General features: G+C 54.3%; 30 protein-coding genes. 11 read left to right on the forward strand and 19 right to left on the reverse strand.

Translation table 11 applies throughout. The features are described 5' to 3' along the window. Position 1 precedes the first annotated feature (1 nt). From M987_RS25290 to M987_RS15495, 4 genes are all read left to right on the forward strand, one after another. Positions 2-172: a protein YdgV gene (locus M987_RS25290; RefSeq protein ID WP_014070038.1), complete on the forward strand. Its 171-nt coding sequence runs from the start codon at positions 2-4 to the stop codon at positions 170-172. 118 nt (positions 173-290) lie between these two features. Continuing rightward, complete coding sequence (gene mdtJ / locus M987_RS15485) at positions 291-653, forward strand: multidrug/spermidine efflux SMR transporter subunit MdtJ (protein ID WP_041162051.1); 363 nt, start codon at positions 291-293, stop codon at positions 651-653. After that, the gene (gene mdtI / locus M987_RS15490) at positions 640-969 is read left to right on the forward strand and encodes a multidrug/spermidine efflux SMR transporter subunit MdtI (RefSeq protein WP_014070040.1); all 330 of its coding nucleotides are present in this window, start codon (positions 640-642) and stop codon (positions 967-969) included. The genes mdtJ and mdtI overlap by 14 nt, the downstream gene beginning before the upstream one ends. 82 nt (positions 970-1051) lie before the next feature. After that, complete coding sequence (locus tag M987_RS15495; RefSeq protein WP_014070041.1) at positions 1052-3214, forward strand: bifunctional diguanylate cyclase/phosphodiesterase; 2163 nt, start codon at positions 1052-1054, stop codon at positions 3212-3214. Between the two features lies 1 nt (position 3215). Here M987_RS15495 and M987_RS15500 read toward each other — a convergent pair whose 3' ends face one another. From M987_RS15500 to M987_RS15535, 9 genes are all read right to left on the reverse strand, one after another. Next, positions 3216-4037, reverse strand: coding sequence for a trypsin-like serine peptidase (locus tag M987_RS15500; protein WP_014070042.1), 822 nt, complete (start codon positions 4035-4037; stop codon positions 3216-3218). A 102-nt stretch (positions 4038-4139) separates the two neighbouring features. Continuing rightward, positions 4140-4223 (reverse strand): small membrane protein YdgU, encoded by an 84-nt coding sequence (ydgU, locus tag M987_RS25365; RefSeq protein ID WP_021241182.1) that lies wholly within the window; start codon positions 4221-4223, stop codon positions 4140-4142. Positions 4224-4314: 91 nt separating this feature from the next. Next, positions 4315-4779, reverse strand: a complete 465-nt coding sequence (gene asr, locus M987_RS15505) for an acid resistance repetitive basic protein Asr (protein ID WP_014070043.1) — start codon at positions 4777-4779, stop codon at positions 4315-4317. A gap of 178 nt (positions 4780-4957) precedes the next feature. Then, the gene (locus tag M987_RS15510) at positions 4958-5500 is read right to left on the reverse strand and encodes a thioredoxin fold domain-containing protein (RefSeq protein WP_014070044.1); all 543 of its coding nucleotides are present in this window, start codon (positions 5498-5500) and stop codon (positions 4958-4960) included. Positions 5501-5661: 161 nt separating this feature from the next. Beyond that, on the reverse strand, positions 5662-7149 hold the full coding sequence (locus M987_RS15515) for a carboxypeptidase M32 (RefSeq protein ID WP_014070045.1): 1488 nt from the start codon (positions 7147-7149) through the stop codon (positions 5662-5664). A 101-nt stretch (positions 7150-7250) separates the two neighbouring features. Beyond that, positions 7251-7595 (reverse strand): DUF1493 family protein, encoded by a 345-nt coding sequence (locus M987_RS15520; RefSeq protein ID WP_088201834.1) that lies wholly within the window; start codon positions 7593-7595, stop codon positions 7251-7253. After that, positions 7580-8029, reverse strand: coding sequence for an STM2901 family protein (locus tag M987_RS15525; RefSeq protein WP_041162053.1), 450 nt, complete (start codon positions 8027-8029; stop codon positions 7580-7582). The genes M987_RS15520 and M987_RS15525 overlap by 16 nt, the downstream gene beginning before the upstream one ends. Before the next feature lie 13 nt (positions 8030-8042). Beyond that, complete coding sequence (locus tag M987_RS15530; protein ID WP_014070048.1) at positions 8043-8525, reverse strand: Hcp family type VI secretion system effector; 483 nt, start codon at positions 8523-8525, stop codon at positions 8043-8045. Between the two features lie 173 nt (positions 8526-8698). Further along, positions 8699-9952 (reverse strand): MFS transporter, encoded by a 1254-nt coding sequence (locus M987_RS15535; RefSeq protein ID WP_014070049.1) that lies wholly within the window; start codon positions 9950-9952, stop codon positions 8699-8701. Between the two features lie 122 nt (positions 9953-10074). Between M987_RS15535 and M987_RS15540 the strand changes: the two genes are divergently transcribed. The 3 genes from M987_RS15540 (at position 10075) to bioD (ending at position 13148) form a co-directional block, all read left to right on the forward strand. Beyond that, complete coding sequence (locus M987_RS15540; RefSeq protein ID WP_014070050.1) at positions 10075-10980, forward strand: LysR family transcriptional regulator; 906 nt, start codon at positions 10075-10077, stop codon at positions 10978-10980. A gap of 120 nt (positions 10981-11100) precedes the next feature. After that, on the forward strand, positions 11101-12321 hold the full coding sequence (mlc, locus tag M987_RS15545) for a sugar metabolism global transcriptional regulator Mlc (protein WP_014070051.1): 1221 nt from the start codon (positions 11101-11103) through the stop codon (positions 12319-12321). Positions 12322-12452: 131 nt separating this feature from the next. Continuing rightward, positions 12453-13148 carry a dethiobiotin synthase gene (bioD, locus tag M987_RS15550; RefSeq protein ID WP_014070052.1) on the forward strand — a complete coding sequence of 232 codons (696 nt, stop codon included), beginning with the start codon at positions 12453-12455 and terminating at the stop codon, positions 13146-13148. Here the strand turns inward: bioD and clcB are convergent. From clcB to M987_RS15580, 6 genes are all read right to left on the reverse strand, one after another. After that, positions 13083-14393 carry a voltage-gated ClC-type chloride channel ClcB gene (gene clcB, locus M987_RS15555; RefSeq protein WP_014070053.1) on the reverse strand — a complete coding sequence of 437 codons (1311 nt, stop codon included), beginning with the start codon at positions 14391-14393 and terminating at the stop codon, positions 13083-13085. The two genes, bioD and clcB, sit on opposite strands and share 66 nt — an antisense overlap. Positions 14394-14495: 102 nt before the next feature. Beyond that, positions 14496-15644 carry an osmoprotectant ABC transporter ATP-binding protein OsmV gene (gene osmV / locus M987_RS15560; protein WP_014070054.1) on the reverse strand — a complete coding sequence of 383 codons (1149 nt, stop codon included), beginning with the start codon at positions 15642-15644 and terminating at the stop codon, positions 14496-14498. Further along, complete coding sequence (gene osmW, locus M987_RS15565; protein WP_014070055.1) at positions 15644-16291, reverse strand: osmoprotectant ABC transporter permease OsmW; 648 nt, start codon at positions 16289-16291, stop codon at positions 15644-15646. Before osmW ends, osmV begins: the two co-directional genes overlap by 1 nt. A gap of 8 nt (positions 16292-16299) precedes the next feature. Beyond that, a complete protein-coding gene (gene osmX, locus M987_RS15570) occupies positions 16300-17199 on the reverse strand; it encodes an osmoprotectant ABC transporter substrate-binding protein OsmX (protein ID WP_014070056.1) in 900 nt (299 codons plus the stop codon). Between the two features lie 18 nt (positions 17200-17217). After that, a complete protein-coding gene (gene osmY / locus M987_RS15575; protein WP_014070057.1) occupies positions 17218-17931 on the reverse strand; it encodes an osmoprotectant ABC transporter permease OsmY in 714 nt (237 codons plus the stop codon). A 280-nt stretch (positions 17932-18211) separates the two neighbouring features. After that, positions 18212-19153 (reverse strand): NAD-dependent epimerase/dehydratase family protein, encoded by a 942-nt coding sequence (locus tag M987_RS15580; RefSeq protein ID WP_014070058.1) that lies wholly within the window; start codon positions 19151-19153, stop codon positions 18212-18214. 101 nt (positions 19154-19254) lie between these two features. Between M987_RS15580 and M987_RS15585 the strand changes: the two genes are divergently transcribed. After that, positions 19255-19653: a MerR family transcriptional regulator gene (locus M987_RS15585; protein WP_014070059.1), complete on the forward strand. Its 399-nt coding sequence runs from the start codon at positions 19255-19257 to the stop codon at positions 19651-19653. 13 nt (positions 19654-19666) lie between these two features. On the opposite strand, the gene M987_RS15590 is transcribed toward M987_RS15585, so the two are convergent. Next, positions 19667-20836, reverse strand: a complete 1170-nt coding sequence (locus M987_RS15590) for an MFS transporter (RefSeq protein WP_014070060.1) — start codon at positions 20834-20836, stop codon at positions 19667-19669. Positions 20837-20919: 83 nt separating this feature from the next. Between M987_RS15590 and M987_RS15595 the strand changes: the two genes are divergently transcribed. Continuing rightward, positions 20920-21420: an Lrp/AsnC family transcriptional regulator gene (locus tag M987_RS15595; RefSeq protein WP_014070061.1), complete on the forward strand. Its 501-nt coding sequence runs from the start codon at positions 20920-20922 to the stop codon at positions 21418-21420. 31 nt (positions 21421-21451) lie between these two features. On the opposite strand, the gene M987_RS15600 is transcribed toward M987_RS15595, so the two are convergent. The 3 genes from M987_RS15600 to M987_RS15610 form a co-directional block, all read right to left on the reverse strand. After that, positions 21452-22075 carry a glutathione S-transferase family protein gene (locus tag M987_RS15600; RefSeq protein ID WP_014070062.1) on the reverse strand — a complete coding sequence of 208 codons (624 nt, stop codon included), beginning with the start codon at positions 22073-22075 and terminating at the stop codon, positions 21452-21454. A 136-nt stretch (positions 22076-22211) separates the two neighbouring features. Continuing rightward, the gene (locus M987_RS15605) at positions 22212-23390 is read right to left on the reverse strand and encodes an MFS transporter (RefSeq protein ID WP_014070063.1); all 1179 of its coding nucleotides are present in this window, start codon (positions 23388-23390) and stop codon (positions 22212-22214) included. A gap of 48 nt (positions 23391-23438) precedes the next feature. Beyond that, positions 23439-24566: an alpha/beta hydrolase gene (locus M987_RS15610; protein WP_014070064.1), complete on the reverse strand. Its 1128-nt coding sequence runs from the start codon at positions 24564-24566 to the stop codon at positions 23439-23441. Positions 24567-24679: 113 nt separating this feature from the next. On the opposite strand from M987_RS15610, the gene M987_RS15615 reads away from it, so the two are divergent. Next, positions 24680-25564, forward strand: a complete 885-nt coding sequence (locus M987_RS15615; protein WP_014070065.1) for a LysR family transcriptional regulator — start codon at positions 24680-24682, stop codon at positions 25562-25564. Positions 25565-25930: 366 nt separating this feature from the next. Next, positions 25931-26428 (forward strand): type VI secretion system contractile sheath small subunit, encoded by a 498-nt coding sequence (gene tssB, locus M987_RS15620; RefSeq protein ID WP_014070066.1) that lies wholly within the window; start codon positions 25931-25933, stop codon positions 26426-26428. Positions 26429-26432 lie beyond the last annotated feature (4 nt).

A 26432-nucleotide genomic window follows, 5' to 3' on the forward strand; every position in this document is an offset into this window, starting at 1 on the left:
CGTGTTCAACTACCGAGGACAATTTTCATCCGCAAAGACGAGAAGCAAGATCGCGGATAATTGTAATTTTATGGACAATTTGTTCAGGACGTACATTTCAAAAAACACCGCTGTATTTTCTACCTCCCTCTGCCTTCTGTCTGGTGAGCAACACTGGCGCACCGCACTATAGTCACGTCTTCTGCCTGAGCTGGCGCTATGCGCTTAGCTGTCTGATTTAATTTCATATTTTTTTGGTTTGCCGTCTGAGGCGAGCCACGATGGATTATATTCTCAAGCAGGAGAAGAACATGTTTTACTGGATTTTATTAGCTCTGGCTATCGTCGCTGAAATTACCGGTACCTTGTCTATGAAATGGGCAAGTGTCAGTGATGGTAACACCGGATTTATTTTAATGCTGGTGATGATTACACTTTCCTATATTTTTCTGTCCTTTGCGGTAAAGAAAATCGCGCTGGGTGTGGCCTATGCATTGTGGGAAGGTGTCGGTATTTTGTTGATTACGCTGTTCAGCGTCATGTTATTTGACGAAGCATTATCAACCATGAAAATTGCCGGACTGACGACCCTGGTTGCCGGGATTGTGCTGATTAAATCGGGTACACGTAAACCGACAAAACAGCAGAAGGAGAAGGCCCATGCAGCAGTTTGAATGGATCCACGCGGCCTGGCTGGCGTTCGCCATTGTGCTGGAAATTGTGGCTAACGTCTTTCTGAAGTTTTCCGATGGTTTTCGCCGTAAGTTTTACGGCCTGATGTCCATTGCCGCCGTACTGGGCGCGTTCAGTGCGCTGTCGCAGGCGGTAAAAGGCATCGATTTGTCTGTGGCCTATGCGTTGTGGGGCGGGTTTGGTATCGCCGCAACGCTTGCTGCCGGCTGGATCCTTTTCGGCCAGCGTTTAAATAACAAAGGCTGGATAGGGTTGGCACTATTGCTGGCAGGCATGGTGATGATCAAACTCGCCTGACGAATACAGCCAGCGTTTACAGGCAGCGAAATCCGCTGCCTGTATTACTCTTATAAAAGCATGACTTTGAAGAGGATGGCTGATGCATCTCACCTTAAGCTGGCGCAATATCCCCACCGCAAAAACGCTGTTCGTCATGATATTCATGGCGGGGATCGGCTTAATCGTGTCTGTCGTCGCGTTGCTTTACCTGTCTCTTCATCTTATCAGCACCAAAACCAATGAAATTGATGAACACCGCACCGTGCTTTCGGTTCAGGGGGCGATCCAGACCTCCGTTAATCGTGTCTCATCGCTGGTGATCGATAATGCCGTCTGGGACGATGCCGTGCGTGAGCTTTATAGCCCTAAGCTGGATACCGAATGGCTGTATAGCACCTGGGGCGCGGGGTTTAAAATCAATAATCTCTACGACGGCACATTTGTACTGGATGAACATTTCAATGTGCTGTGGGGGTCATTTCGGAGCCAGCCTTTTACGGAAAAGGATCTCTCATTTTTTGGCTCAGGCCTGAAAGCGCTGATTGATGAGCACCGCAGCGCATTACCCTCAGACAAGAATATTTACGCCGGGATCACCCGTACCCGCAACGGCGTGGCGTTTATCGGTATCGGGCTTGTGCGCCCGATGGTAGGGCCGCTCCAGGTCAGTGGTGATATGCGGCGTTATCTGGTCATTACCCGTCATCTTAATCCCCAGATTTTGTCCGATCTGGGGGCAACGTTTCAGATAGACCGCCTCAACTATACGCCCAATAAAATCAACGATATGAGTATGCCGCTTAACAGTTCGGCCGGGGAGCTTTTGGGCTATCTCAACTGGCAGGCGAGGTTGCCGGGGGCGCAGGCGGCGAGGGCGGCCTCGTCAGACATCACGCAAATCGTCATTCTGGCCGCCGCCCTGATTTTACTGTTTATTCTGGTGAGTAGTGTGGGGCTGTATAAGCTTGCCCGGGGGGAAAGTCAGGCCCGGCTGGTGGCACGAACGGACTGGCTGAGCCACTTACCCAACCGACGCGCGTTGATAGAAGCGCTGGAGCAGGTCAGCCTGCGCGGTGATATTGACGTGAAAAGCGTGGTGTTTATCGATCTTGATGGCTTTAAAGATGTGAACGATATCTATGGCCACAGCGTGGGTGATGATCTCATCATCGCCATTGCAAAAACCCTGCGTGAACGAGTCCCGCCTGGCGGGATGCTGGCGCGTATGGGAGGCGATGAGTTTGCCATGACCATTGGCGGCGATCGCTCAGAGGCGCAGGCGTCAGCGTTTGCCGGGGCGGTGCTCGACTTCCTGAATGCCCCGATTCGCCTGGGGGATCGCACCATCCATATCAGCGCCAGCATCGGGATCGCCAGTGGAACCCTGATTGAGTGCACCAGCTCCGAGCTGTTCCGTCGGGCCGATATTGCCATGTATCACGCCAAAATGACTGGAAAAGGGCGGGTCACCCACTACGATGCAGAGCTCAACAGCGCGCGGGAACGGCAGCTGGCACTTGAAGACCAGATCCGTGGCGGGCTTGAACGCGATGAATTTGATGTCTGGTATCAGCCGATTATTGATGCGCGGAGCCAGAAAATGACCAGCGTCGAAGCGCTGGTGCGCTGGCCACGCCGCCCGCAAGGGGAACTTGGCCCGGATGCCTTTATTACGATTGCTGAAACCAGTGGCCTGATTTATAAGCTCGGCCAGTTTGTCCTGCACCGGGCCTGTAGCGATCTGGAGCCTTTTGGTGATTTAAAATTATCCGTCAATATCTCTCCGGCGCAGTTCCGCGATCCTGAGTTTGAAGATAAGGTTGCCAACGTGCTGGATATCACCCATTTCCCGGCGAACCGACTCCAGCTTGAAGTGACGGAAACCTACGTCCTGGAAAACCCGGAGCGTGCGCGTTCAGCAATAGTTAACCTGAAAGCGCTGGGTACGGCGGTTGCACTGGATGATTTTGGCACGGGGTATTCAAGTATCGGCTATCTGCGCCGTTTCAATTTTGACACCATCAAAATAGACAAATCGCTGGCCGGGCTGGTGGATAACGACGAACAGGCCGCCGCGCTGGTGAGTGGTACGGTGCGAATCGCTAACGCTCTGGGGATGGCGGTGGTGGCGGAAGGTGTGGAAAACGAAAAACAGATGAAACTCTTACGGCTGGCTGGCTGCGATCAGTTGCAGGGATTCTGGTTCAGCCAGCCGATGCCGATTGAGGCAATTATTGAATTACGTCAGGTCAGACAGTGCTGACTTACTGCTGCGCCAGCGCTTCGAGTCTGTCGCGAAAACCGGTAACGGACAACGCGCGGTTATCGGCACGCCATCTGTCTTTAGCGGCAGGCGCAGAGCTTTGAACGCCAATCAGCTGCCAGCCGTTGTCTGTTTTCAGCATCAGCGGCGAACCGCTATCGCCCGGTAAGGTATCGCACTGATGCGACAAGACGCTGTTTTGCGCCCAGCCCGTGACAATGCAGTCTGAATGGGTGTACAGCGAATCCAGGTGATCAACAGGGTAACCCGATTGTGTCACTTTGCGGTCGGCGGCCTTCAGCGCGGCAGTCAGTGCAGCTTTATCACCGTCAAACAGCGGCAGGGGCGTAATGCCAGACGGCGGATAACGTAACACCACCAGACCAAAATCCCAGGACGCCGCAGCTGGTGGCACAATCCAGCCATCACCATCCGGTTTCAGGCGCTTGCCCAGCGACGGGTCGACCCGGCCTTCAATTCCGTGGATCTCATAGCGCCACACTCCTTTTTGCGACACAAAGCGCAGCGCAACGGCTTTATCCGGTTTGCCGTTTGGCGGTGTTAACAGACAGTGGCCTGCGGTCAATGCAAGCTGAGGGGTAATTAAGGTGGCAGTACATAAGTTGCCGCTGGCGGTTTCCAGCTGGCCAATAGCATCCCACGGGGGCTGAGTAGGGTTGGCAACACGCGTACGATCGTCATGACCAAAAAAAAGCGTCTTTACATCTTTGGCGCTCATGGTGTCATCGCCACCATCATCCGCATGTGAAAAGCCAGAAAAAAGAGTAAACGTTCCCAGTAACAACACTACAGATTTACGCATATCACACTCTGGTGGGGGTAATTATGATTATTAAAAGTGAACCCTATGAAAATACTATAGACGGGACGGCGTTAAAGTGGGAGTAAAATCAGCGTGCTACATTCAGGAAAGATAAAAGTGGCTTGCGATGAGCGCGCATAAAATAAGCAGAATAAGAATGAGCTCAAACCGATAGCGTCGCAGCATACGCCCTCCGGATAAAAAAACGGCGCTGGACCTTTCCGGTTCAGCGCCGGTTTACCAACGTGCCCCGAAGGGCACGGTTAAGCTTGTACTCTTACGCAGCTGGCTGTGCAGCTGGTTTAGCAGCTTCGTGTTTTACTGCTTTTTTGTGATGCTTTTTAGCAGCCTGAGCTTTCTGCTCTACAGCCGGTTTAGCGGCTTTTTTGTGGTGCTTTTTAGCAGCCTGAGCTTTCTGCTCTACCGCTGGTTTAGCGGCTTTTTTGTGATGCTTTTTAGCAGCCTGAGCTTTCTGCTCTACCGCTGGTTTAGCGGCTTTTTTGTGGTGTTTTTTAGCAGCCTGCGCTTTCTGTTCAGTTGGCGCTGCGGTTGCTGGAGCTGCTGCTTCTTTTTTCACAGCGGCTTTATGATGTTTCTTGTGGTGAACCGCTTTAGCTGGCGCTGCGGTGGTAGTTGCAGCCGGAGCAGCAGCTGGTGCAGGAGTTGCAGTAGTTTCAGCAGCAAATGCAGCAGAAGACAGACCCATAGCAGCGGCAACAACCAGAGCTAATACTTTATTCATTCTCATACCCTCGAATTTGGTTTTTCATTTAACCCCACTGCGGGGCCGTTGAAAGAACTATATCCCTGTAAACCCGAGGTTTCCGTGAGTGATTGGTATCGGCGTGTAACGTAATGTACAACGGCAGGTACAAGGTGTACGAACAAGGCAGCGCGCGCCTGTTCGTACACCCCGAGGCTTATTTCTTCAGGGCGGCAAGAATGGCCGCAGGTGGCTGGCTGCCTATAATTGAACGTGATTCAGGTTCGATCACCACCATGATTGGCGTGATGCGGATACCCAGTCTTGCGGCCAGCGCTGATTGCCGCTCGACCAGCGCAGAACAGGCCGGAGTCGCGTCGTTATCGGGTAAAAAACCGGTCATCGCTTTTTGCAGGCTTTTCACCTTATCGGCGGAACACCAGACGCGCCCCATATCTTCAATCACAGAATCACGAATAGAGTCGGGGGCGACGGTCACAAACGACATCGTCAAACCGGCATCCGTATATTGCTTAACGTTTTTCACCACATTGCTACAGTAGATGCACTGGTTATCAATAAACACCAGCAGCTTGTACTTTTCGGCGGGAGCCTGAAACGTGATGGGCTGGAGGTCAGCCAGAGAGTGTGTAATATCGTCGTACGCTTCTTTTGGCGTGTTATCCGTGGCGGCGAAGGCACTCAGACTCGTCGCACACAGCATGGCTAAGGCCATCGTTTTCATTTTGCCTTTCATCATTCATCCCTTTATTTATTTTTTATGCCTGGCCTGATAACGGTTTATTTCTGAGCCAGAAAAAGAATTATGGCATTAAGCGCAAGCGTCAGGATATGCACAAAATCATATTCTTAGTGCGTAAAGGGATAGGAAATTGCCGGAGTGAACTCCGGCAGAATGCATTACAGATAACGCGCGGTCAGGTGTTCACGGAAATAACGGATATTCAGATCTTCCCCGGTCGCCTGGGTAATTAACTGCGAGGTGCTAAAGCGGCTGCCATGCTGCCAGATATTCTGGCGCAGCCAGTCAAACAGGGCAGAAAAATCGCCGTCTGCAACAGACGCCTGAAGCCCTGGCAGCGCGGTTTTCGCGGCGTGGAAGAGCTGTGCGGCGTACATTGCCCCGAGGGTGTAAGACGGGAAGTAACCAAAGCCACCGTCGGTCCAGTGGATGTCCTGCATACAGCCATTGCGGTAGTTGTCTTTGGTGGACAACCCAAGCCAGGCCTGCATTTTCTCATCCCACAGGGCCGGGATATCATCAACTTCAATCTCACCATTAATCAGTGCGCGTTCAATCTCATAGCGCAGCACAACATGCGCCGGATAACTCACTTCATCGGCATCGACACGAATGTAGCCAGGTTTCACGCGCTGGTTCCAGGCAATAAAGTTCTCTTCGCTAAAGGCGGCCTGGCTGCCAAAACGGGCATGTACGGCAGGGAGCAGATGTTTCAGAAACGCGTTACTGCGTCCAAGCTGCATTTCAAAGAACAGACTCTGGGATTCGTGGATTGCCGTGGAGCGAGCTTGCGCGATGGGTTGGCCCGCCCAGGCACGCGGCAGGTTTTGCTCATAGCGGGCATGACCGGTTTCGTGAACCACGCCAAACAGCGCGCTCAGCAGTTCGTCTTCGTCATAGCGAGTGGTGATACGTACATCTTCTGGCACGCCGCCGCAGAACGGGTGAGCGCTAACGTCCAGACGACCGGCGTTAAAATCGAAGCCGAGCATTTTCATGGCTTCCAGACCCAGTTCACGTTGGTCGGCGGTCGCGAAGGGGCCTTGCGGCGGGACAAACGATTGTTGGGACTGTTTTTCCACCACCTTCGCCAGCAGGTCTGGCAGCCAGGATTTCATGTCAGCAAACAGCACGTCCAGGCGGGCGCTGGTCATATCCGGCTCAAAAATATCCAGCAGGGCATCGTAAGGTGAGCAGCCTTTTTCCTCTGCACGCAGGCGGGCTTCTTCCCGGCTCAGCCTGACCACGTCCTTAAGGTTTGCAGAAAAACCCTGCCAGTCATTTGCTGGACGTTGCGAACGCCAGGCGTGCTCACATTTGCTGCCCGCCAGAGACTTCGCTTCCACCAGCGATTCAGGCAGCAGGGACGCCTGCTGATAGTGGCGCGTCATTTCACGCAGGTTTGCCTGTTCTACGTCATTCAAATCTTCGCTTTGCGCTGCGGCCAGCCAGTCACCCACTTTCTTGTCTGTCAGGATCTGGTGCTGCAAGACGCTCATTTCAGCCAGGGCTTCACCCCGGGCAGCGCTACCGCCTGGCGGCATCATGGTAAACATATCCCAACTGGCGATGGAGGAGAGATGTGAGAAGCGGGAGAGACGCTGGAAAGTGCGGGTGAGTTCCTGATAAGCAACATTTTTTTGCATAGTTATTGTTCTCGTTCGGTTGGATGTGTCCTGGGAGTTTAACGTGATTTTTAGATGATTAATGCATTTTTGATACGAGGGGCGTGAAGCCCCTCGTCAGTTCAGTCGTAAAGCCATTTGCCTGCTTTTGCGGACTCTGCAAACATTCTTACGGTCAACGGGATGCGCGTTGCTTCTACTTCTTCCCGCTTCAACTTGAACCAGCGCTTTAATAAAGGTGTATTCTGCCAGGGGAAATAACGAGACCAATTCACACCGGACAAATCCACATTAAACTCTTTCTCATACCGGTTTAATGCATCCTCGAAGTCATCACCTGGAGAGCCAAATAAATCAGAATCTAGTTCCAGAGGAACTTCTTTCCAGTCGTTATCCAGATAGCCTGGAATTTCTTCGCGAAACATTACTAATACGTCATCTATGATGGTCATTAGAAAGATGTCCACTGTATGCGATCTTTTGGTCGTGCGATCAAATTGTATTTTTCTTGCGTTCGTGTTGAAACTCGACGAAGAGTCAGTGCAAGTGTGGCCCATCCCAGCCAGGGGATGTAGCGGCCAATGACTGCTGCAAGTTTGTTGGTTGGCTGCATCCTGATCCCGACTGGAGTTGTAACTTTAATCCCGAAGGGGAGACGTGCGTCGCGTAAAATTATCCGAGCGTACTTTGAAACAACACTTGTCCCCAGGGTCGCTCCTTCAGGTTTTGCCCGAGTACCTAGCCACGGTTGCCCACCCAAAATTGCCGCACCTGAAACGGCATCTATCCCTAATTCCATACAGAATTCCTCCAGAAAAATGATCTCGAGTAACTCACCCGGAGTGACGTTTGAATGGCCTCTGTAGAAGTAGGTTCCGTTAATCTCTTCGGTCGTATCCATACCAATACCCCAGTTAAGCCGTCGCCCGTTCATTCCATGCGTCAGAGAAAATAATATTGCCGTCGTTATGCTTCCAAGTAATTTTCTCGTAACGCAATTCAACCGTTTCGAGGTGATTATTATTGTTGTCGCCGGGAGCGGCCATGGCGGGTGAAACCGAAACTATCCGCACGCCTTCCAGAAGAATATTGAAGTATTCAGCTTCCTGACCCGCGTCATTAATCTTGTAGAACTTGAGTTCGGCTTTTTGTAGAGCCTGACCAGTGGCGACGGCTTTATAGAGATAGGGAGATGCGTAATCGAACTCCTTTACAATCATCATCGGAGAGTGGATACGTTTACCAGTAGGTTTACCTGTCAGGTTATCGGTTGGCGTCGAAAGATTATGGTGAAACCCTTTGAACTCAATGCTGTATTCCCTATGCTGCACATCACAACCGCCTTTGATAAGCGCACCGCCATCATCGTACAGCCACATATTGCCTGGAATAGCCATTTCAAAATCCTTCTTTATGCCATTAAAGAAGATAAGATTAAGGAAAGAGGATATGAAGGGTATATGCACGGAATGGCTATAATGCGTTGATTATACTTAACTTTGAATTAAGTAAAATTTATCTGGAAAAGATAAACCCCGCATAATCGGTTATACGGGGTCATTGAGGAAAATTACTTCAAACGCCGATGAAGGCTATTCCCCACCAGCAACGCCATACACAGCATTAGCGCAATAAACCCGCCCACGCCGTTCCAGCCGTAGTTATGCCAGAATACGCCACCGAGCGTCCCGGCGATACTGGATCCCAGATAATAGCTGAACAAGTACAGCGAAGAGGCCTGCCCTTTGGCGCGACGAGCGCGTGGACCAATCCAGCTGCTGGCAACCGAATGCGCGGCGAAAAAGCCTGCGGAGAAGAGCAACATCCCGGCGAAAATCAGCCACAGCGAAGAGAACAGCGTCATCAGCAGCCCGAGCAGCATCACGCCTGTTGAGACCAGCATGACCGGGCCACGGCCAAAGCGTGCGGTCATCGCCCCGGCTTTCGGTGAGCTCCAGGTACCGGTGAGATAGGCAACAGAGAGCAGGCCGACCACCGCCTGGCTAAGATGCCACGGAGAGAGCATCAACCGATAACCAATGTAGTTGAACAGGGTCACGAACGAACCCATCAACAGGAAGCCGGTCAGGAACAGCCGCGGAAGCCCTTTATCGCGCCAGTGCAGACGGAAGTTGATAAACAGCGTTTTCGGGCGCAGGGATGTCGGGCGGAAATGGCGTGATTCCGGCAGAATTTTCCAGAACATCAGCGCAGAGGCCAGGGCAAAGCAGCCAATGACCGCCAGCGCAATACGCCAGTTAAAGATGTCCGTGAACACCCCGCTCAGCAGGCGTCCGCTCATTCCCCCGATCGAGTTCCCGCTGATATACAGCCCCATTGAGAAGGCGACAAAACTGGGGTGGATCTCTTCGCTAAGGTAAGTCATCCCGACCGCAGCGACTCCGCTAAGCGATAACCCAATCAGGGCGCGCATCACCAGGATGCCGTGCCAGCTTGTCATCATAGTTGAGAGCAGCGTACAGACGGAGGCCAGCATTAATGCCGTTACCATGACCTGCTTGCGGCCAATGGCATCTGAAAGTGGCCCGGTAAACAACAAACCGATCGCCAGCATTCCGGTAGAAATAGAGAGTGAAATACTGCTGCTGGCAGGGGATACGCCAAATTCATGGGACAAAACCGGCAGAATAGGCTGAACGCAATACAGCAGAGCAAAGGTTGCCAATCCTGCTGAGAAGAGCGCCAGCGTGACGCGCATAAATTGAGGAGTACCACGTTTAATGAACTGAACCGGCTGTGATGCTGGGGGTAAATCATCGATGTCGCTTGCCGGCGCGATATCAATGGTTGTTGTACGACTCACACAGTTTCCTTGCTTAAACATCCCCGTGATTGGCTGGTGACGGGTATGACCACATGTTCAGGGTAGGAAAATGTAAATATTCTGTCTAATATATTAATAATCTCAAATGATACTTTAAAGATATGAATATCGAACTGCGTCACCTGCGCTACTTTATTGCCGTGGCAGAAGAGCTGCATTTTGGTCGTGCTGCCGCCCGTCTGAACATCTCTCAGCCACCGTTAAGCCAGCAAATTCAGATCCTGGAGCAGCAGGTGGGGGCACGTTTACTGGCACGGACTAACCGCAGCGTGAGCCTGACGGCGGCGGGGAAACAGTTTCTTGTCGACAGCCGTCAAATCCTGAGCATGGTCGATGACGCTGCCGCCAGAGCAGAACGGCTCTACCTGGGGGAGGCCGGCGAACTGCGTATCGGTTTTACCTCATCGGCCCCGTTTATCAGCGCGGTATCGGCCACGCTGTCGTCGTTTCGCCGTCATTTTCCGGATGTCCATCTCCAGACCCGTGAAATCAACACCCGCGAACAAATTGCCCCGCTAAATGAAGGCTCGCTCGATCTGGGCCTGATGCGAAATACTCAGTTGCCGGACTCGCTTGAGTGGCAGGTTATCCTGCGCGAGCCGTTGATGGCGATGATCCCGCATGACCACCCGCTGGCCTCACGCCCCACGGTTTCGCTAGCGGAACTGGCAAAAGAGCCGTTCGTCTTTTTCGACCCGCAGGTGGGCACCGGGCTGTATGACGACATCCTGGGGCTGATGCGTCGTTACGGTCTTACCCCGACAATGACGCAAGAAGTGGGCGAGGCAATGACTATTATTGGCCTGGTGGCCGCCGGGCTTGGCGTTTCAATCCTTCCGGCCTCATTTAAGCGGGTACAGTTGCGTGAAATGCGCTGGGTGGCCATTGAGGAAAAAGATGCCATTTCTGAGATGTGGCTGGTATGGTCGAAACACCGGGAACTCAGTCATGCGGCACAGCGTTTCAAAACGCAGCTGATGACGGCGTCACGGGGGCGAAATGTATAGGGAAAGTGGGTAAAAATGTGCAGTAAATCACATGGCTAAGTAAATATTTGACGAGCACCATTGAAGTGCTTCACCATAGCCCACAGTTTATTTCGAAGCTCGAAAATAAGGGAGTACGAGGTGGTTGCTGATAGTCAGCCAGGGCATATTGATCAGATTAAGCAGACCAACGCTGGCGCGGTTTATCGCCTGATTGATCAGCTTGGTCCGGTTTCGCGTATCGATCTCTCGCGCCTGGCACAACTGGCACCTGCCAGTATTACCAAAATTGTTCGTGAAATGCTGGAAGCACACCTGGTTCAGGAGACCGAAATTCAGGAGCCGGGCAGCCGTGGCCGCCCTGCGGTAGGGCTGGTGGTGGAAACTGAGGCGTGGCACTACCTGTCGCTGCGAATCAGCCGCGGCGAAATTTTCCTCGCTCTGCGCGATCTGAGCAGCAAGCTGGTGGTTGAAGACCGTCTGGAGTTGCCGCTCGATATCGATCAGTCCCTCCTGGACGCTATTCTCACGCATATTGATCAGTTCTTTATTCGCCATCAGCAGCGCCTTGAGCGTCTGACGGCGATTGCCATTACCATGCCAGGTATTATCGATACGGAAAACGGCATTGTGCACCGGATGCCGTTTTACGATGGTGTCAAAGAGATGCCGCTTGGCGAAGTACTGGAAAACCACACCGGCGTGCCGGTCTACATTCAGCACGATATCAGTGCCTGGACGATGGCAGAGGCGCTGTTTGGTGCATCCCGCGGCGCACGCGATGTTATTCAGGTGGTTATCGATCATAACGTGGGCGCCGGGGTTATCACCGACGGCCGCCTGCTTCATGCCGGAAGCAGCAGCCTGGTGGAAATTGGCCATACCCAGGTCGACCCTTATGGTAAGCGCTGCTACTGCGGTAACCACGGGTGCCTGGAAACCATCGCCAGCGTTGAAAGCGTGCTGGAGCTGGCGCAGGTGCGGCTGAGCCAGTCGATGAGTTCAACGCTGCATGGTCAGCCGTTAACGGTGGATGCCCTGTGTGCGGCGGCGAGGCAGGGCGATCTGCTGGCAAAAGATATCATCACCGGTGTCGGCAATAACGTCGGCCGTATTCTCGCCATCATGGTGAATTTGTTTAATCCGCAAAAGATATTGATTGGCTCACCGCTCAGCCAGGCGGCGGAAATCCTTTTCCCGGCTATCTCCGATTGCATTCGTCAGCAGTCGCTCCCGGCGTACAGTAAGAATATCGTGGTTGAAAGCACCCAGTTCTCTAATCAGGGAACCATGGCCGGTGCGGCGCTGGTAAAAGATGCCATGTACAACGGTTCGTTACTGATTCGCTTGCTCCAGGGCTAACTCATTTCCACAGATGTAAGAAAAATTGCGCTATCTCAAGCCGGATAGCGTATGCATCCCGTAGACTTCCCCCCACTGAATTATTTACCTGGTTTATATTTTAGAAGCATCACCAAGAGGTGGGATGAGTCATGCTTAAGCGTTTCTTTGTAACGGGTACTGATACCTCTGTCGGAAAGACCGTTGTGTCCCGCGCTTTGCTGCAAGCCCTGGCGGCAAACGGTAAATGTGTTGCAGGGTACAAACCGGTCGCAAAAGGCAGTAAAGAGACGCCTGAAGGACTGCGTAATAAAGATGCGCTGGTCCTGCAAAGTGTCTCAACGCTGGAATTGCCGTATCACGCCGTAAATCCTATCGCGTTAAGCGAAGATGAAAGCAGCGTGGCGCACAGCGGCCTTATCAATTACACCCTGTTGTCAGACGGCCTGGCAAACCTGAGCGAAAAGGTTGACCACGTTGTTGTCGAGGGGACGGGCGGCTGGCGCAGCCTGATGAACGATTTGCGTCCGCTGTCAGAATGGGTTGTTCAGGAACAACTGCCGGTCATTATGGTGGTGGGCATTCAGGAAGGGTGCATCAACCATGCGTTGTTGACAGCGCAGGCGATTGCCAATGACGGCCTGCCATTAGTGGGGTGGGTGGCAAACCGCATCAACCCGGGGCTGGCGCATTACGCTGAAATTATCGATGTGCTGAGCAAAAAACTGCCGGGGCCATTAGTTGGCGAGCTGCCTTATCTGCCCCGTGCCGAACAGCGCGAGCTATCGCAGTATATCAATCTCTCCGCGCTCGGTAGCGTGTTGTCCGTAGATAGAGTCGTGGCGTAACGTCCTCGACAGCACCGAGGCAATCACACACGCAACCAGTAAACCGGGCAACAGCGAATACTGCCCGGTCATTTCACAGACCATCAGCGCCGACATGATCGGCGCATGTGTGGTGGCCGCCAGCAGCGTTGCCATTCCCGCCAGCCCCAGCAAAATAGCGGTTTCCGAACCAGGGAACCACAGCGCGAAGATCTGCGCAAACAGCATTCCTGTCGCCATACCGACGAACAGCGTCGGGGTGAACACCCCGCCCGGCGCGCCCGAACCGCTGCTTGCCAGCACCGCCAGCAATTTACAGATAAAGACCCCGGCAATCACCGTCAGCAACGGCGGGGAGAGCAGAAACGCCTGTACCACGCTGTAGCCATTGCCCCAGACTTTTGGTGTCAGGAGCGACAACAACCCGACAATCAGGCCGCCAAGCGCAAGCTGGAACGGCGGCGAGAGCTTGAGCCGCAGAAAAAGAGCGTGGCTTGCGTCCATCAGCCACATCAGCAACGGGCCACACACACCGGCCAGCAGCCCCATCCCCAGCATGAGCGCATAATCAACGGCGGTCAGCGTGTCGCTAAGATGCACCTCATAGAGCGTGCTGGCGCCCGGGCTGAGCAGGCGTGTGGTGAGCAACGCTACCACGGCCGCAATCACCACCGGGCCAAGCGAGGCCAGCATCAGCGTGCCAAACAAAATCTCGGCGATGAACAGGCTTCCGGCCAGTGGCGCGTGGTAGGCGCTGGCCATCCCGGCGGCGGCACCGCAGGCAATCCACAATTTCCATTCTGATTTCGGGGTGAAGCGTTGGGCAAAAAACGATGCGGCAAGCGCCGCGAGCAGGATCATCGCGCCTTCACGGCCGATGGCGCTGCCGCTGGATACCACCAGCAATGATGCCAGCGATTTAACAAGGCTGGCGCCGTAGTCGAATTGCCCGTCACCCGTTTCGAGGGCTTCCATGTAATCGGTAGGCGCCTGAGGACGTTGCGCGGTCAGCCGTTGCCATCCCCAGAGCAGTAATCCTGCCGCCAGCCCACCCAGTGCCGGCGTGAGTGCCCGTCGCCAGGGGGAAAGTTCGCCCGCAGCATTCACCAGGCTGCCGCTCTGATTACCCAGAAACAGCCATTCGAGCAGGAACATCGCGTGGCGAAAAACGGCCACGGCCAGCGCGGCCAGCACGCCTGTCAGGGTGGCAATCAGGAGCCGGCGAAACATGGCGCGAATGTCGGGATAAGTATGAAGACGTTGCATGGGGCACGCGTAAACGGGATAGATACAATATTGTGATGGGAAATCGCGAGGTTAGCAAAAGGTATGCGTGCGAAAAAAAGCCGGGCATTGCCCGGCCTGGTATTAGCTCTCGCTAGAAATATTCAGCGCCCGACGTGTGCGGCCTGAGCTCAGATATTCCGCAATGTAATCCTGAGAAATTTCGCCGTTATAGCGCCCATCTTCATCGACGATCGGCATCCAGCTGGCGTTGCTCTCGTACAGACGGGACAACACCACGCGCAGGTTATCTTCGGCTTTGCCGGTCATGCGGAACGGGTGCAGGATATCCCGGCACGTTCCGCTGGCGTTCCGCGCTTCACGGCGCTTCACAAAGCCCAGCGGTTTGCCCTGGTCATCCACCACGGTAATGGCACGAATATCGTTGTCATCCATTGTGGCAAAGGCCTCTGGCAGTGGTGTTGCTTCACGCGCCGTGATGGTGGGCTGCTGATCGGTTACATCACCGGCAGAAACCAGCAGCAGGCGCTTCAGGGTTCTGTCCTGCCCGACAAACGAGCCGACAAACTCATTCGCCGGTTTTGCCAGCAGTTCGTCCGGGCTGGCGCACTGAACAATCCGCCCCTGACGGAAGACGGCGATCCGGTCGCCAAGCTTAAGCGCTTCATCGATATCATGGCTCACCAGCATGACCGTCTTTTTCAGCTTACGCTGCATCTCCAGGAACTGATTCTGGATCACCTCACGGTTAATCGGGTCGACGGCGCCGAACGGTTCATCCATCAGGAGCACCGGCGGATCTGCCGCCAGAGCGCGTATCACGCCGATACGCTGCTGTTGCCCGCCGGACATTTCACGCGGATAGCGGTTCAGGAACTTATGCGGATCCATTGCCACCATGTCCATCAGCTCTTGCGCGCGGGTTTTGCAGCGCGCTTTGTCCCAGCCCAACATGCGCGGCACCACGGTAATGTTCTCTTCAATGGTCATATTCGGGAACAGACCGATCTGCTGGATGACGTAACCAATGTTGCGGCGCAGGGTGACGGTATCCATCCCGCTGGTGTCTTCGCCGTTGATGAGGATCGTCCCGCTGCTCGGGGCGATCAGGCGATTAATCATCTTCAGGGTGGTGGTTTTCCCGCACCCGGAAGGGCCAAGCAGGACGCACATTTCCCCTTCAGGAACGTTCAGGTTGACGTTGTCGACAGCCTTCACGGTCTGCCCTTGTTTCTGTGAAAAGTGTTTGCTGAGGTTTTCCAGTTTTATCATTATCGAATCCCCTTCGGAGTCAGCACGACCTGGAGGCGATGCAGCAACCAGTCGAGCACAATGGCTAAAAGACAAATCATCAGTGCGCCCGCAATCAACATTCGGATATCGCTGCCGCCAATGCCGTTAAGCAGCAGCAGGCCCAGCCCGCCCGCGCCGATGACGGCGGCAATCGCCATGACCCCAATGTTCATCACCACGGCGGTGCGGATCCCGCCGAAAATCACCGGCAGCGCCATCGGAATTTCGACCCAGCGCAGACGCTGCCAGAAGGTCATACCGATGCCGCGTCCTGCTTCCCGCAAGCCCGGCGGCAGGCTGTCGAGCGCGGTATGGGTGTTGCGCACAATCGGCAGTAACGAGTAGAGGAACACCGCCGTAATGGCGGGCAGGGCACCAATACCCTGACCGATCAGCGAAAAGAGCGGGATCATCAGGCCGAACAGGGCAATCGACGGAATGGTCAGCACAAGCGTGGCAATACCGAGTACGGGCGTGGCCAGCCATTTATGGCGGACAATCAAAATACCCAGCGGCACGCCCGTGATGATGGCTAAACCAACGGCGAGCGCCACCAGCCACAGGTGCTGTAGCGTCAGGGTTAACAGGTAGCTCCAGTTATCAAGGATGTAATGAACGGTATCCATAGCGCCTCCTACAGCATCTGCTTGCTACGCAGGAAATCACGGGCGACCTGCTGCGGTGACTGATGATCGATATCCACTTTTTTATTCAGTTCGGTGATAACGTCGTTGTTGAGCTGGCCAGAAAGGGTATCCAGCGCCTCTTCCAGCCCGGGATTGGCCTCCAGCGTGTCTTTGCGTACCACCGGAGTGACCGCGTAGCTCGGGAAGAAACCTTTATCGTCTTCCAGTACCTTCAGGTCAAAACCCTTCACGCGCCCGTCGGTGGTGTAAATCAGCCCGGCATCGACAAAGCCATCGCGAACGGCGTTATAAACCAGCCCCGGGTCCATCTGGCGGATTTGCGGGCGATCCAGCGTCATGTTGTACGCCGCCTGGAGGGGTTTCATCCCGTCGCTGCGCCCGGCAAATTCCAGGTCTAAACCCAGCAGCCAGTTGTTGTCCGGATCGGTTTTGCGGATCTGCTCAATCTTCGCCACCAGCTCCGACAAGGTATTGATGTGCTCGGCCTCGGCACGCTTGCGTTGCATGGCGAAGGCATAGGTGTTGTTCATATTCGCCGGTTTGAGCCAGACCAGACCGTGCTTCGCATCCAGGCGTTTTACCGTCTCGTAAGACTCCTGCGGTGACATGCGTTTGTTGATGTGGTTAAAGATGATGAGGGACGTACCGGTGTACTCCCAGGTCATATCAATCTGTTTATTGATCATCGCGTTACGGGAAATCACCGTCGCAATATTGGTTTGCGGCTGCACCTGAAAACCTTTCTTTTGCAGGTATTGCACCGTCATAGCCGACAAAATGTGCTGCTCGGTAAAACTCTTGGTCGCCAGAATCAGCGGGGCGGCGAACGTCTGGCTGGAGAACAGCGCCGCAGCACAGAGGGCCGTGAGGCCGGAAAGTAATCTCATAAAAGCTCCTTGTTATTGTTATTGAGCGAGATGCGGGCTCATCACGCGGCCCAGCGCGGCCAGTAAGGTATCCAGAATCAGGGCGAAGAGTGCGGTCGCCACCGCGCCCAGGATCAGCGTCGGGAAGTCGTTAAGGTAGATGCCGGGGAAGATCAGCTCGCCGTAGCTGCTGGCACCAATCAGGAAGGCCAGCGGCGCCGTACCGACGTTGATCGCTGTGGCAATACGAATACCGGAGAGCATCACCGGCCAGGCGTTAGGGATCTCGACCTGAAGCAGACGTTGCCACCGGGTCATCCCGATGCCGTTAGCGGCTTCCAGCAAGGAGGCCGGCACCGAGCACAATCCGGCGTAGGTGTTACGCACAATCGGCAACAGTGACGCCAGGAACAGCGCGATAACGGCGGGTTTATCGCCAATGCCGATCACCACCATCGCCAGTGCCAGCACGGCCAGTGGCGGCAGGGTATTGCCGACGTTAAAAATTTGCATCACGTATTCGGCTACCCCGCGTGCTGCGGGGCGGCTCAGCAAGATCCCGCTTGGGATGCCGATCAACAGTGCGAAGAACATCGACGAGAAAACCAGTATCAGGTGCTGCTGCCCGAGGTAGATCAAATCGACCTGGCGCGCTTTGATTGTCTCAAGCCCGATGCCCCAGGTCAGAAGGGCAAGTATTGCGATAATGGCGGCGATAAAAAGCAGAGAACGTTTTAGTAATGACGCGTGCATTGCGGTGTGTCTCCCTGTGCTCATGCGTTATAGCAACCACCGGTTGCCTGTTGTTATGCCATGTTTTGGCAGGGGTAGTTGAGCTATAGCAAGTGACCGGGAAGGGTTCCAGCGAAGGGGGAAAATCAGTAACCCTATGATTAATGAGTAAACCTTGTGTCAGGCCAGAGGGGGTAAGGGCTGGCTATGGGAGAGGCAGAATAGTCCTAAAGACGAAAATGAAATGTGACACCGTCACATTTCAGGCCGCGCGCCCGGTGTGCGGGCGACGCGTTTTACCTTACAACGTGCCGGACTTATTCCATTCTTGCCAGATTTTCTCCAGCCCTTCGCGGTAGCTAGTGACGGCAAAATCGGGAAAGCGCTGTTTAAATTTTGCTGACTCAAACAGGTTATCAAATTCATACCTCGGCAGCAGTTCACGAATTTCACGGGCGCCCTTCGACACTAACCCCGCCGCAGTAAATGTCAGTTTGCTGATGACGCTGTAATCCGCCTGCTGGCCGAAGATGTCACAGGCAAGCGTGACAAACTGCTGGTAGGTGAGACGGTCATCGCAGCAGGGCAAATGCCAGCTCTGTCCGTAGGCGTCGGGCGTATTGCCCAGAACGGCCAGCGCGCGGCTGGCGTCAGGTGTCCATATGAGCGTGCGGAGTTTATCGTCACGTACCGGAACACGCGGCTGTTTGCCGCTTTTGAGCTTGTCGAGGATCAGCGCATTGGTGAAGCTTTGCGTCTTACCGGGCCCGTAGAACTCGGGCGCACGGCCGATGAGAACGGGGATTTCTGCACGTTTCATCTCATCAAGCACCTTGTCAGCCATCGCAGCCCGCACTTTTCCTTTTCGCCCGCGCGGGGCAAAGCGCGTCTCTTCGGTTTGCGGTGCGTTGCTCTGGGGGTACATATAGGTATTGTCAAAATAGACGAATTTCGCCCCGGCCATTCGGGTGGCTTCAAGCACATTTATCAGCATGGCCGGGAACTGTCGCTCCCACAGGGCGGAGTCGGGCGGCAAACCCGCGGCAAAATAGACCGTATCGCTACCTTTCACCGCGTTCCGGGTTTGCTGCGCATCAAGCAGATCGGCGGCAAACGTCATGTCGCTGTCGTTAACTTTCTGCGGATGACGGCTGACCAGTCGCAGGTCATCGGTGTAATTGCGCTTTAACTCGCGGGCCAGTTCGCGGGCAATTTGCCCGCTGGCACCCAGAATGGTTTGCATTTCAGCTCCTCAGTGAAAACTTATATCGCGATCGTCAGTTGACCGTGCAAAAAGTATAAGTTTAAAGTGAACTTTAAGGTCAACAGGCAAGAGCGGATGAAATGAAAATTGGCGAGCTGGCAAAAATGACGGGAATTACGCCATCGCGTATTCGTTTTTACGAAGCGGAAGGCCTGCTTCCGAGACCTTCGCGACAAGGCAACGGGTATCGCACCTATTCTTCGCAAGCGGCAAATCTGCTGAAGATTATCGACAACGCACAGCGCACCGGTTTTTCACTTGAGCAAATTCGCCGCTTTCTGCCCCAGCCGCAAAAACAGTGGGATCATGAGGGACTGATCCAGTCCCTGAACACACGTATTGCGGAAATTGAGACGATGCAGAAGCAACTCGAGGAGAACAAACAGGCTCTGCTGAACCTGGCCGCCAGTATCACGAACCGGCCTGACGAGATCTCCTGCGACGATAATATGCAACGTTTACTGGGGCAGTTGATTTAACAGCGAACGGTGTTTATTCCACCTGTAAGGCATATTCTTTGCGCGCACTCTGCCATGCAATCAGCGCAAGCCCGAGCGCAATAACCGACAGGATAGCGCCAGCCCAGTTGGGTGATGCCAGGCCAAAACCGGCCGCGATGGCGGCACCGCCCGCCCAGGCACCCAGCGCATTCCCAAGGTTGAACATGCCGATATTAACGGATGCCGCCATTGTGGGGGCACCGGCATGGCTTGCGCGATCCATCACCAGTTTCTGAATCGGTGACACTGTCGCAAAACCGAAGGCCGCCATCAGGAATACAGAGCCTGCCGCGACAATCGGGTTATCGACGCCCGCCCAGAACACCATCAGGACAATTCCCTGAGCGGCGAGGGTGACGAAAAGGGTGCCAAACAGCGAACGGTCCGCAAAGCGTCCACCGATCCAGTTTCCGACTGCCAGCCCAAGGCCAAACAGGACCATCAGCCAGGCGACGCCACCGGCAGAAAAACCGGCTTCTTCGACCATCATCGGCGCGATGTAGGTAATGGAGGTGAAAAAAGCGGCTGGCCCGAACACGGTAATGCCCATCACCAGCAATACCTGAGGATCAACAAACGCCCGCAGCTCCGTTTTAAGGGCGATCGGCTTACCTTTCTCGATGCGCGGCACCAGCAGGGCAATGCTGGCAATAGTGACCAGACCAATCCCGGCAATCACCCAGAAAACCAAACGCCAGCTGAATGTCTGAGCAAGCCAGGTTCCCACCGGGACACCCACCAGATTGGCCAGCGTCAGCCCGGAAAACATAAAGGCAATAGCGCTGGCCTGACGCCCTGGCGCAACCAGCGAAGCCGCAATAATCGAGCCGATACCAAAAAAAGCACCGTGGTTGAAGGAGGTGATTATCCGGCCCGTCACGGCAAGGGACAGCGTCGGGGCGAGTGCGGTGATGATGTTGCCGAGCGTGAATATGAGCGCCAGGCCCATCAGCATGGTTTTACGCGGAACGCGTGAACCCACAATGGTCAGCAGCGGCGCACCGATAAACACGCCGAGCGCGTAGGAGGTGGCCATTTGCCCGGCAGCGGGAATGCTGACAGCAAATTCAGCGGCGATTTGTGGGAGGATCCCCGCGATAACGAATTCGGTAAGACCGATCCCGAATGCGCCGATGGCGAGGGCGAAAAGTGCGACAGGCATGTTAACTCCGGTAATGATTGCAGGATGAATGCTATTAAGTAGAATCGAGTATATTCATATTTTTATTCTGCAATCGAGGCTGTATGGGTGACGTTGATAAAGAAAAAGATGGCATTAAGCCCGTGAGACACAAACCGGCGGATCTTGATGCGATTGACCGAAAAATATTAGGCGCGCTGGCGGAAGATGCCGGGCGGAGTTACGTCGAGCTGAGCGAAATTGTTCATCTTTCAGCCCCGGCGGTTCACGACCGTGTGAAGCGCCTGAAACGCGACGGGGTAATTAAAAACACGGTTGCGGTGCTGGATGGCTGCAAGCTTGGCAGGACGTTACTGACCTTTCTGGTCATCGACACCAGTACCTATAAAGCCACCCGGGATCTGCTCCAGTTCACCAGCCGAAAAGAGGTTGAAGAGCTGCATACTGTCGCCGGGGATGGCTGCGTGCTGATTAAGGTGCGGGCTGCCGATACCGAATCGCTGGAGAACTTCCTGATGGAAATTCAGAGTGTTGACGGCGTGCGTTCCGTGCGCAGTTATATCGCGCTCTCTACCTTCCTGGAGCGCGGGCCGTCTCCGGACTGATTTGCGGCAATCAGAAGACGGCGCATTAGAATTACACCATCCCGTTATTGCCGTGGCGTAAAAATGCCGGACGCTGGTTAAGGCGCGCAAACCAGGCATCGATGGCCGGGACAGAAGGGTGCTCGAACGGCGTCATTTTCCAGCGGTTTACCGACAATCCCAGCACGATGTCCGCAAGGGTAAAACTATCGCCCGCTGCCCACGCCCCTGTGCGCTGGAGCTGTTGTTCAAGGATGCCAATGCAGTGGTTCCACTCTTTAATGCCCGCAGCAATACGTTCTGGATCGTTATAGTCCGGGTTCTTGCGCGCCAGCGCCGGGAAGACGTAGCGCCAGGCGTTGTTGAATTCCGTGGCTTGCCAGTCCATCCAGTGTTCGACATTCGCGCAGGCTTTTGGCTCAGCAGGGAGCAGATCATCGCGCCCGGCTTTGCGCGCCAGATAGCGGCAAATGGAGTTGGATTCCCATAATACAAAATCTTCATCAATCAGCACCGGCACCATCGCGTTCGGGTTCAGGGCGCGAAATTCTTTAGTTTCCGTTGAGGCAAAACCGATGCCGAAATCTTCCTGTTGATAGTCCAGGCCGGCTTCTTCACAGGTCCAGAGTACTTTGCGAACGTTTATCGACGTCGTTTTGCCGAGGATCTTGAGCATGATGCAGGTGTCCTTTAGGGGATGAATTAATTCAAACAATAGGCCAGATTGCGTTTTTGCCGCAAAGCTACCAGAAATGGCAGAGTACAACGGGAAGGTCAAATTGACGGATCCTTCACGAATATGTTGCAGTATTTTATGCACATGGCCGTGACGTGAAAAAGGTCAGTACAACGGCGCTCAGTAGTAACAGGGCGCTCATTGCAAAGGTGCTCTGCCAGCCAGAATGGTCAAACACCATGCCGCCCACCGTTGAGCCCAGCGCAATGCAGAGCTGGATCACGGCAACCATCAGCCCGCCGCCTGCCTCTGCGTCATCGGGAAGCGTGCGGGCAAGCCATGTCCACCAGCCTGTTGGCGCCGCCGTTGCCAGCATCCCCCAAACGGCGGAGAGCACCGTCACTATCCACACGCTGTGTCCGGCCAGGATTAACGCGCCAGCAATGGCTGCCATCAGAAGCGGGATCGCCATTAACGTCGGGTAAAACGCGGCGTTCAGAACCCGGGCAACGATCAGCGTACCCATAAAACCCGCCATACCGATGGCGAGCAAAACCAGCGATAAGCCGGAAGGGCTGACACGGGTGACGTTTTCCAGGAACGGGCGGATATAGGTAAATAACGCAAACTGTCCCATAAAGAACAGGCCACAGGCCAGCAGTCCTGTGCGAACCACACGCTGGCGGAACAGGCGAAACACACTTCCGCGTGGGCTCTGATGACTCTTCATGTCAGGCAGGCTAAAACACTGCCAGATAACGGCGACGATGGCGACAGGTACCAGACACAGAAAGGCACCGCGCCAGCCAATGGTCGCACCGAGATAGCTGCCAAGCGGGGCGGCAATGACCGTTGCCAGCGCGTTACCGCCGTTGAAGATGGCCAGCGCGCGGGATACCTGATGTTGCGGCACAAGACGGAGCGCCGTTGCGGCGGACATCGACCAGAATCCGCCGATCGCGATGCCGATGAGCGCACGGCCAGCCATATACACCAGATAGCCCGTCGCGCAGGCAATAATGGTCCCTGATATCGCCATCAGTATTGTCATGCCCAGCAGCAGGTATTTGCGATTCATTTTCCCGGCAAGTTGAGAAAGGCTCAGGCTGGTCAGCACCGCCAGCGCACCGGAGATGGCAATGCCCTGACCTGCGAGCCCCTCAGTCACCCCCAGATCCCGGGCGATGGAGGTGAGCAGGCTGACGGGCATAAATTCCGAAGCGATCAGGACGAACACGCACAGGGTCATGGCAAAAATACCGCCCCAGTGCGCAGGCTCAGCGTTTGCTGATGAGGTGTGGTTCAGTGTGGACATAGTCAGATTTCACAAAGAGCCACCCGTAAAAACGGGTGGCGTAGCAGGTTATTTCAGGCTGGTTTTGAAGAACTGCTCAAAGCGGGCAAACGGAATTTTTCCGGCAACGTTGTCGTAGAGATCAACATGGTTTGCGCCCGGGACAATCACCAGTTCTTTCTGTTTACTGCCCACGGCGTTAAACGCATCTTCGGCAAAATAGCGGGAGTGCGCTTTCTCACCGGTGACGATAAGCGTCGGGATGGTTATCTCTTTGGCATAACTCAGCAGCGGCATGTTCATAAAAGATAACGGCGTGGTCGCCGTCCATGCGCCGGTTGAGTTGACGGAACGCGCATGGTAGCCACGCGGCATCCGGTAGTAATCAAAGAACTCTTTCAGCACCGGATGCGGGTTTGCAGGTAATGACTCCGGCAGGATACGGTCGGCAGCAGTTACCTTACCGTTCTCATCGACATAAATGTCATGGCCTGCATGGGCGAAGGTACCGCTTTCGGCATCTTTCCAGCGCTGCTCGTTCAGATACTGCAATACGGCATGGCGGTCCGCGGTGGTGTAACGATCTTTCCCATCTCCTACACCGTGACCCATGGCGCGGCTCATGTCATACATTACGCTGGTGGCGACCGCTTTCACGCGGGTGTCCATGGATGCCGCGTTGAGCGCCATACCGCCCCAGCCGCAGATGCCGAGTATACCGATACGGTTCCGGTCCACCTCTTTCTGAATACCGAGGAAATCTACCGCCGCACTAAAGTCTTCGGTGTTGATGTCCGGGGAGGCAACGTTGCGTGGCTGACCGCCGCTTTCACCCGTATAGGACGGGTCGAACGCCAGGGTCACAAATCCGTTTTCAGCCAGAGTCTGCGCGTACAGGCCGCTGGACTGCTCCTTAACCGCGCCAAACGGCCCGCTGACGGCAATTGCCGCCAGTTTGCGGTCGCCACGATCTTTTGGAAGATACAAATCTCCCACCAGGGTTATCCCGTAGCGGTTCTGGAATGACACCTTGCGATGGTCGACCTTGTCACTTTCGGCGAAGGTTTTGTCCCAGGTGCTCACCATTGAAACGGGGGCGTTGGGGTTGGTGGTTTCTGCATAACTCATTGTCGTAACTCCACTTAATGATGCGCAGAGCAGCATCGCAACTGATAGTTTTTGAGTGAATATTTTCATAAGCGGTACCGTGTGTTGTTGTGATGCGGCCATTATAGTTAGCAGAAATAGTGCTGATTAGAGGGCTAAAACTGCTAGGATTAATATCATTTTGTTATAAATCTGGGTGTGGGATGGCGAAGCGAGAAAACTACAATGAGCTGTACCTGTTTATGCAGGTGGTGCGGGAAGGGAGCTTTACGGCAGCCGCGCAACGGCTTGGGCTGGCACAATCCGGGATCAGCCGTTCGGTGCGCGAACTGGAAGCGCGGTTGGGCGTTCAGTTGCTGGTGCGTACCACACGAAAACTGTCCCTGACTCAGGCTGGCGAGCAGCTTTATCGCACCACTGAATCGGGATTTGATGCGCTCGATAACGGCCTTGCCACCCTGGCACATTTTCGCGAGACACCCTCTGGTACGGTGCGCATTAATGCCAGCCAGCACGCTATCGACAAATGTCTGCTGCCGAAACTGGCGGTATTTAAGCAGCGCTACCCGGATATCCGGCTGGAGCTAATGAACGAGAGCCGCTTTGTCGACATCATCGCCGAGCGGTTCGATGCGGGCGTGCGGCTGGGGCCGGAAGTGGGGCAGGGAATGATCGCGGTGCGTATCACGCCCGACATGGAGATGGCGGTGGTGGGCACGCCGGAGCACTTTCGCCGCTACGGTTTCCCGCAAACGCCTTCCGAACTGACGACTCACCCCTGTATTGCTTACCAGCTTGCCGACGGCAGTCTTTACCATTGGGAACTGGTGCAGGACGAGAAAATCATTACCCATCGGCCAGAAGGACAGTGGGCGTTATCCGACAGTTATATGGAAGCTGAAGCCGCACGGCTGGGTCTGGGGCTGGCTTATGTGCCGGTAGAGCTGGTGGCGGACGACCTTGAGCGCGGAACGCTTATCCGGGTGTTGTTACGCTACAGCCTGCGCATGGAAGGGCTGTTCCTTTACTACCCGCACCGCAACGTGTCGCCCGCGCTGAGAGCGGTGATCGATACGTTGAAAATGTAGGCCGGGCAAGCGCAGCGCCCCCAATATCTTTTATCCCTTTTAATCCTCAAGCCATAACTTCATAACGGATGAGTATTTTCTGTTCTTACGTATTGATTTGAGTCAATTCAAGATCGATTTGTTAACAATTTAGCGTTTGTTTTAACTCTTTCGATATAAATGTTTGTTTATTGTATTGCCAGTAGTTCAATTTGCTGGTGTGTCAGGACAAATTACCATTAACAATTGGAAGAAAATTCTTAAGTATTTTCTTATAGCGGATTAAAGATCTGTAAATTTGATCTTGTGACGATCATTATTCTATTATCGCCGGTAAAGAAATGTAGCGTGAAAATGATACACAGCGATAAACCGAGGGATGATGAGATGGCTGACAGTTTCCAGAATGAAGTACCGAAGGCACGTATTAATCTAAAACTTGACCTGCATACAGGGGGAGCCAGCAAGAAAACGGAACTTCCCCTGAAATTACTGGTGGCAGGTGACTTCAGTAACGGTCGCGAGTCCGCACCATTATCAGAGCGTAAAAAAGTTACTCTGAATAAAAACAACTTTGACGCAGTGCTTTCCGATTATTCCCCAGACGTAAACCTGACCGTTAAAAACACACTTGCTGATGACGGCAGCGAAGACAATATCAGTCTGACTTTCCAGAGCATGAAGGATTTCACTCCTGAACAGGTCTCCCGGCAAATACCTCAGCTGAAGGCCATGCTTTCCATGCGCAATCTGCTTCGTGATTTAAAAGCGAACCTGCTTGATAACCAGGCTTTCCGTAAGGAACTGGAAAAGATTCTGCTCGACCCTGCGTTAAGCGCAGAACTTCGCTCAGAGCTGTCTGCCCTGGCCCCGAAACAGCCATAACGGT

The organism is Enterobacter soli ATCC BAA-2102 (assembly GCF_001654845.1).
Taxonomy (GTDB): Bacteria; Pseudomonadota; Gammaproteobacteria; order Enterobacterales; family Enterobacteriaceae; genus Enterobacter; species Enterobacter soli.

Coding starts and splice junctions, on each gene's coding strand:
- M987_RS15585 (WP_014070059.1), top strand. CDS start 19,255: ATGAAAATTGGCGAGCTGGCAAAAATGACGGGAATTACGCCATCGCGT.
- M987_RS15530 (WP_014070048.1), bottom strand. CDS start 8,525: ATGGCTATTCCAGGCAATATGTGGCTGTACGATGATGGCGGTGCGCTT.
- M987_RS15515 (WP_014070045.1), bottom strand. CDS start 7,149: ATGCAAAAAAATGTTGCTTATCAGGAACTCACCCGCACTTTCCAGCGT.
- M987_RS15525 (WP_041162053.1), bottom strand. CDS start 8,029: ATGGATACGACCGAAGAGATTAACGGAACCTACTTCTACAGAGGCCAT.
- M987_RS15615 (WP_014070065.1), top strand. CDS start 24,680: ATGGCGAAGCGAGAAAACTACAATGAGCTGTACCTGTTTATGCAGGTG.
- bioD (WP_014070052.1), top strand. CDS start 12,453: ATGCTTAAGCGTTTCTTTGTAACGGGTACTGATACCTCTGTCGGAAAG.
- M987_RS15500 (WP_014070042.1), bottom strand. CDS start 4,037: ATGCGTAAATCTGTAGTGTTGTTACTGGGAACGTTTACTCTTTTTTCT.
- M987_RS15610 (WP_014070064.1), bottom strand. CDS start 24,566: ATGAAAATATTCACTCAAAAACTATCAGTTGCGATGCTGCTCTGCGCA.
- osmY (WP_014070057.1), bottom strand. CDS start 17,931: ATGCACGCGTCATTACTAAAACGTTCTCTGCTTTTTATCGCCGCCATT.
- mdtJ (WP_041162051.1), top strand. CDS start 291: ATGTTTTACTGGATTTTATTAGCTCTGGCTATCGTCGCTGAAATTACC.
- mdtI (WP_014070040.1), top strand. CDS start 640: ATGCAGCAGTTTGAATGGATCCACGCGGCCTGGCTGGCGTTCGCCATT.
- osmX (WP_014070056.1), bottom strand. CDS start 17,199: ATGAGATTACTTTCCGGCCTCACGGCCCTCTGTGCTGCGGCGCTGTTC.
- M987_RS15495 (WP_014070041.1), top strand. CDS start 1,052: ATGCATCTCACCTTAAGCTGGCGCAATATCCCCACCGCAAAAACGCTG.
- ydgU (WP_021241182.1), bottom strand. CDS start 4,223: ATGCTGCGACGCTATCGGTTTGAGCTCATTCTTATTCTGCTTATTTTA.
- M987_RS15595 (WP_014070061.1), top strand. CDS start 20,920: ATGGGTGACGTTGATAAAGAAAAAGATGGCATTAAGCCCGTGAGACAC.
- M987_RS15580 (WP_014070058.1), bottom strand. CDS start 19,153: ATGCAAACCATTCTGGGTGCCAGCGGGCAAATTGCCCGCGAACTGGCC.
- asr (WP_014070043.1), bottom strand. CDS start 4,779: ATGAATAAAGTATTAGCTCTGGTTGTTGCCGCTGCTATGGGTCTGTCT.
- M987_RS15510 (WP_014070044.1), bottom strand. CDS start 5,500: ATGATGAAAGGCAAAATGAAAACGATGGCCTTAGCCATGCTGTGTGCG.
- clcB (WP_014070053.1), bottom strand. CDS start 14,393: ATGCAACGTCTTCATACTTATCCCGACATTCGCGCCATGTTTCGCCGG.
- M987_RS15590 (WP_014070060.1), bottom strand. CDS start 20,836: ATGCCTGTCGCACTTTTCGCCCTCGCCATCGGCGCATTCGGGATCGGT.
- M987_RS15540 (WP_014070050.1), top strand. CDS start 10,075: ATGAATATCGAACTGCGTCACCTGCGCTACTTTATTGCCGTGGCAGAA.
- M987_RS15605 (WP_014070063.1), bottom strand. CDS start 23,390: ATGTCCACACTGAACCACACCTCATCAGCAAACGCTGAGCCTGCGCAC.
- tssB (WP_014070066.1), top strand. CDS start 25,931: ATGGCTGACAGTTTCCAGAATGAAGTACCGAAGGCACGTATTAATCTA.
- osmW (WP_014070055.1), bottom strand. CDS start 16,291: ATGGATACCGTTCATTACATCCTTGATAACTGGAGCTACCTGTTAACC.
- M987_RS15600 (WP_014070062.1), bottom strand. CDS start 22,075: ATGCTCAAGATCCTCGGCAAAACGACGTCGATAAACGTTCGCAAAGTA.
- osmV (WP_014070054.1), bottom strand. CDS start 15,644: ATGATAAAACTGGAAAACCTCAGCAAACACTTTTCACAGAAACAAGGG.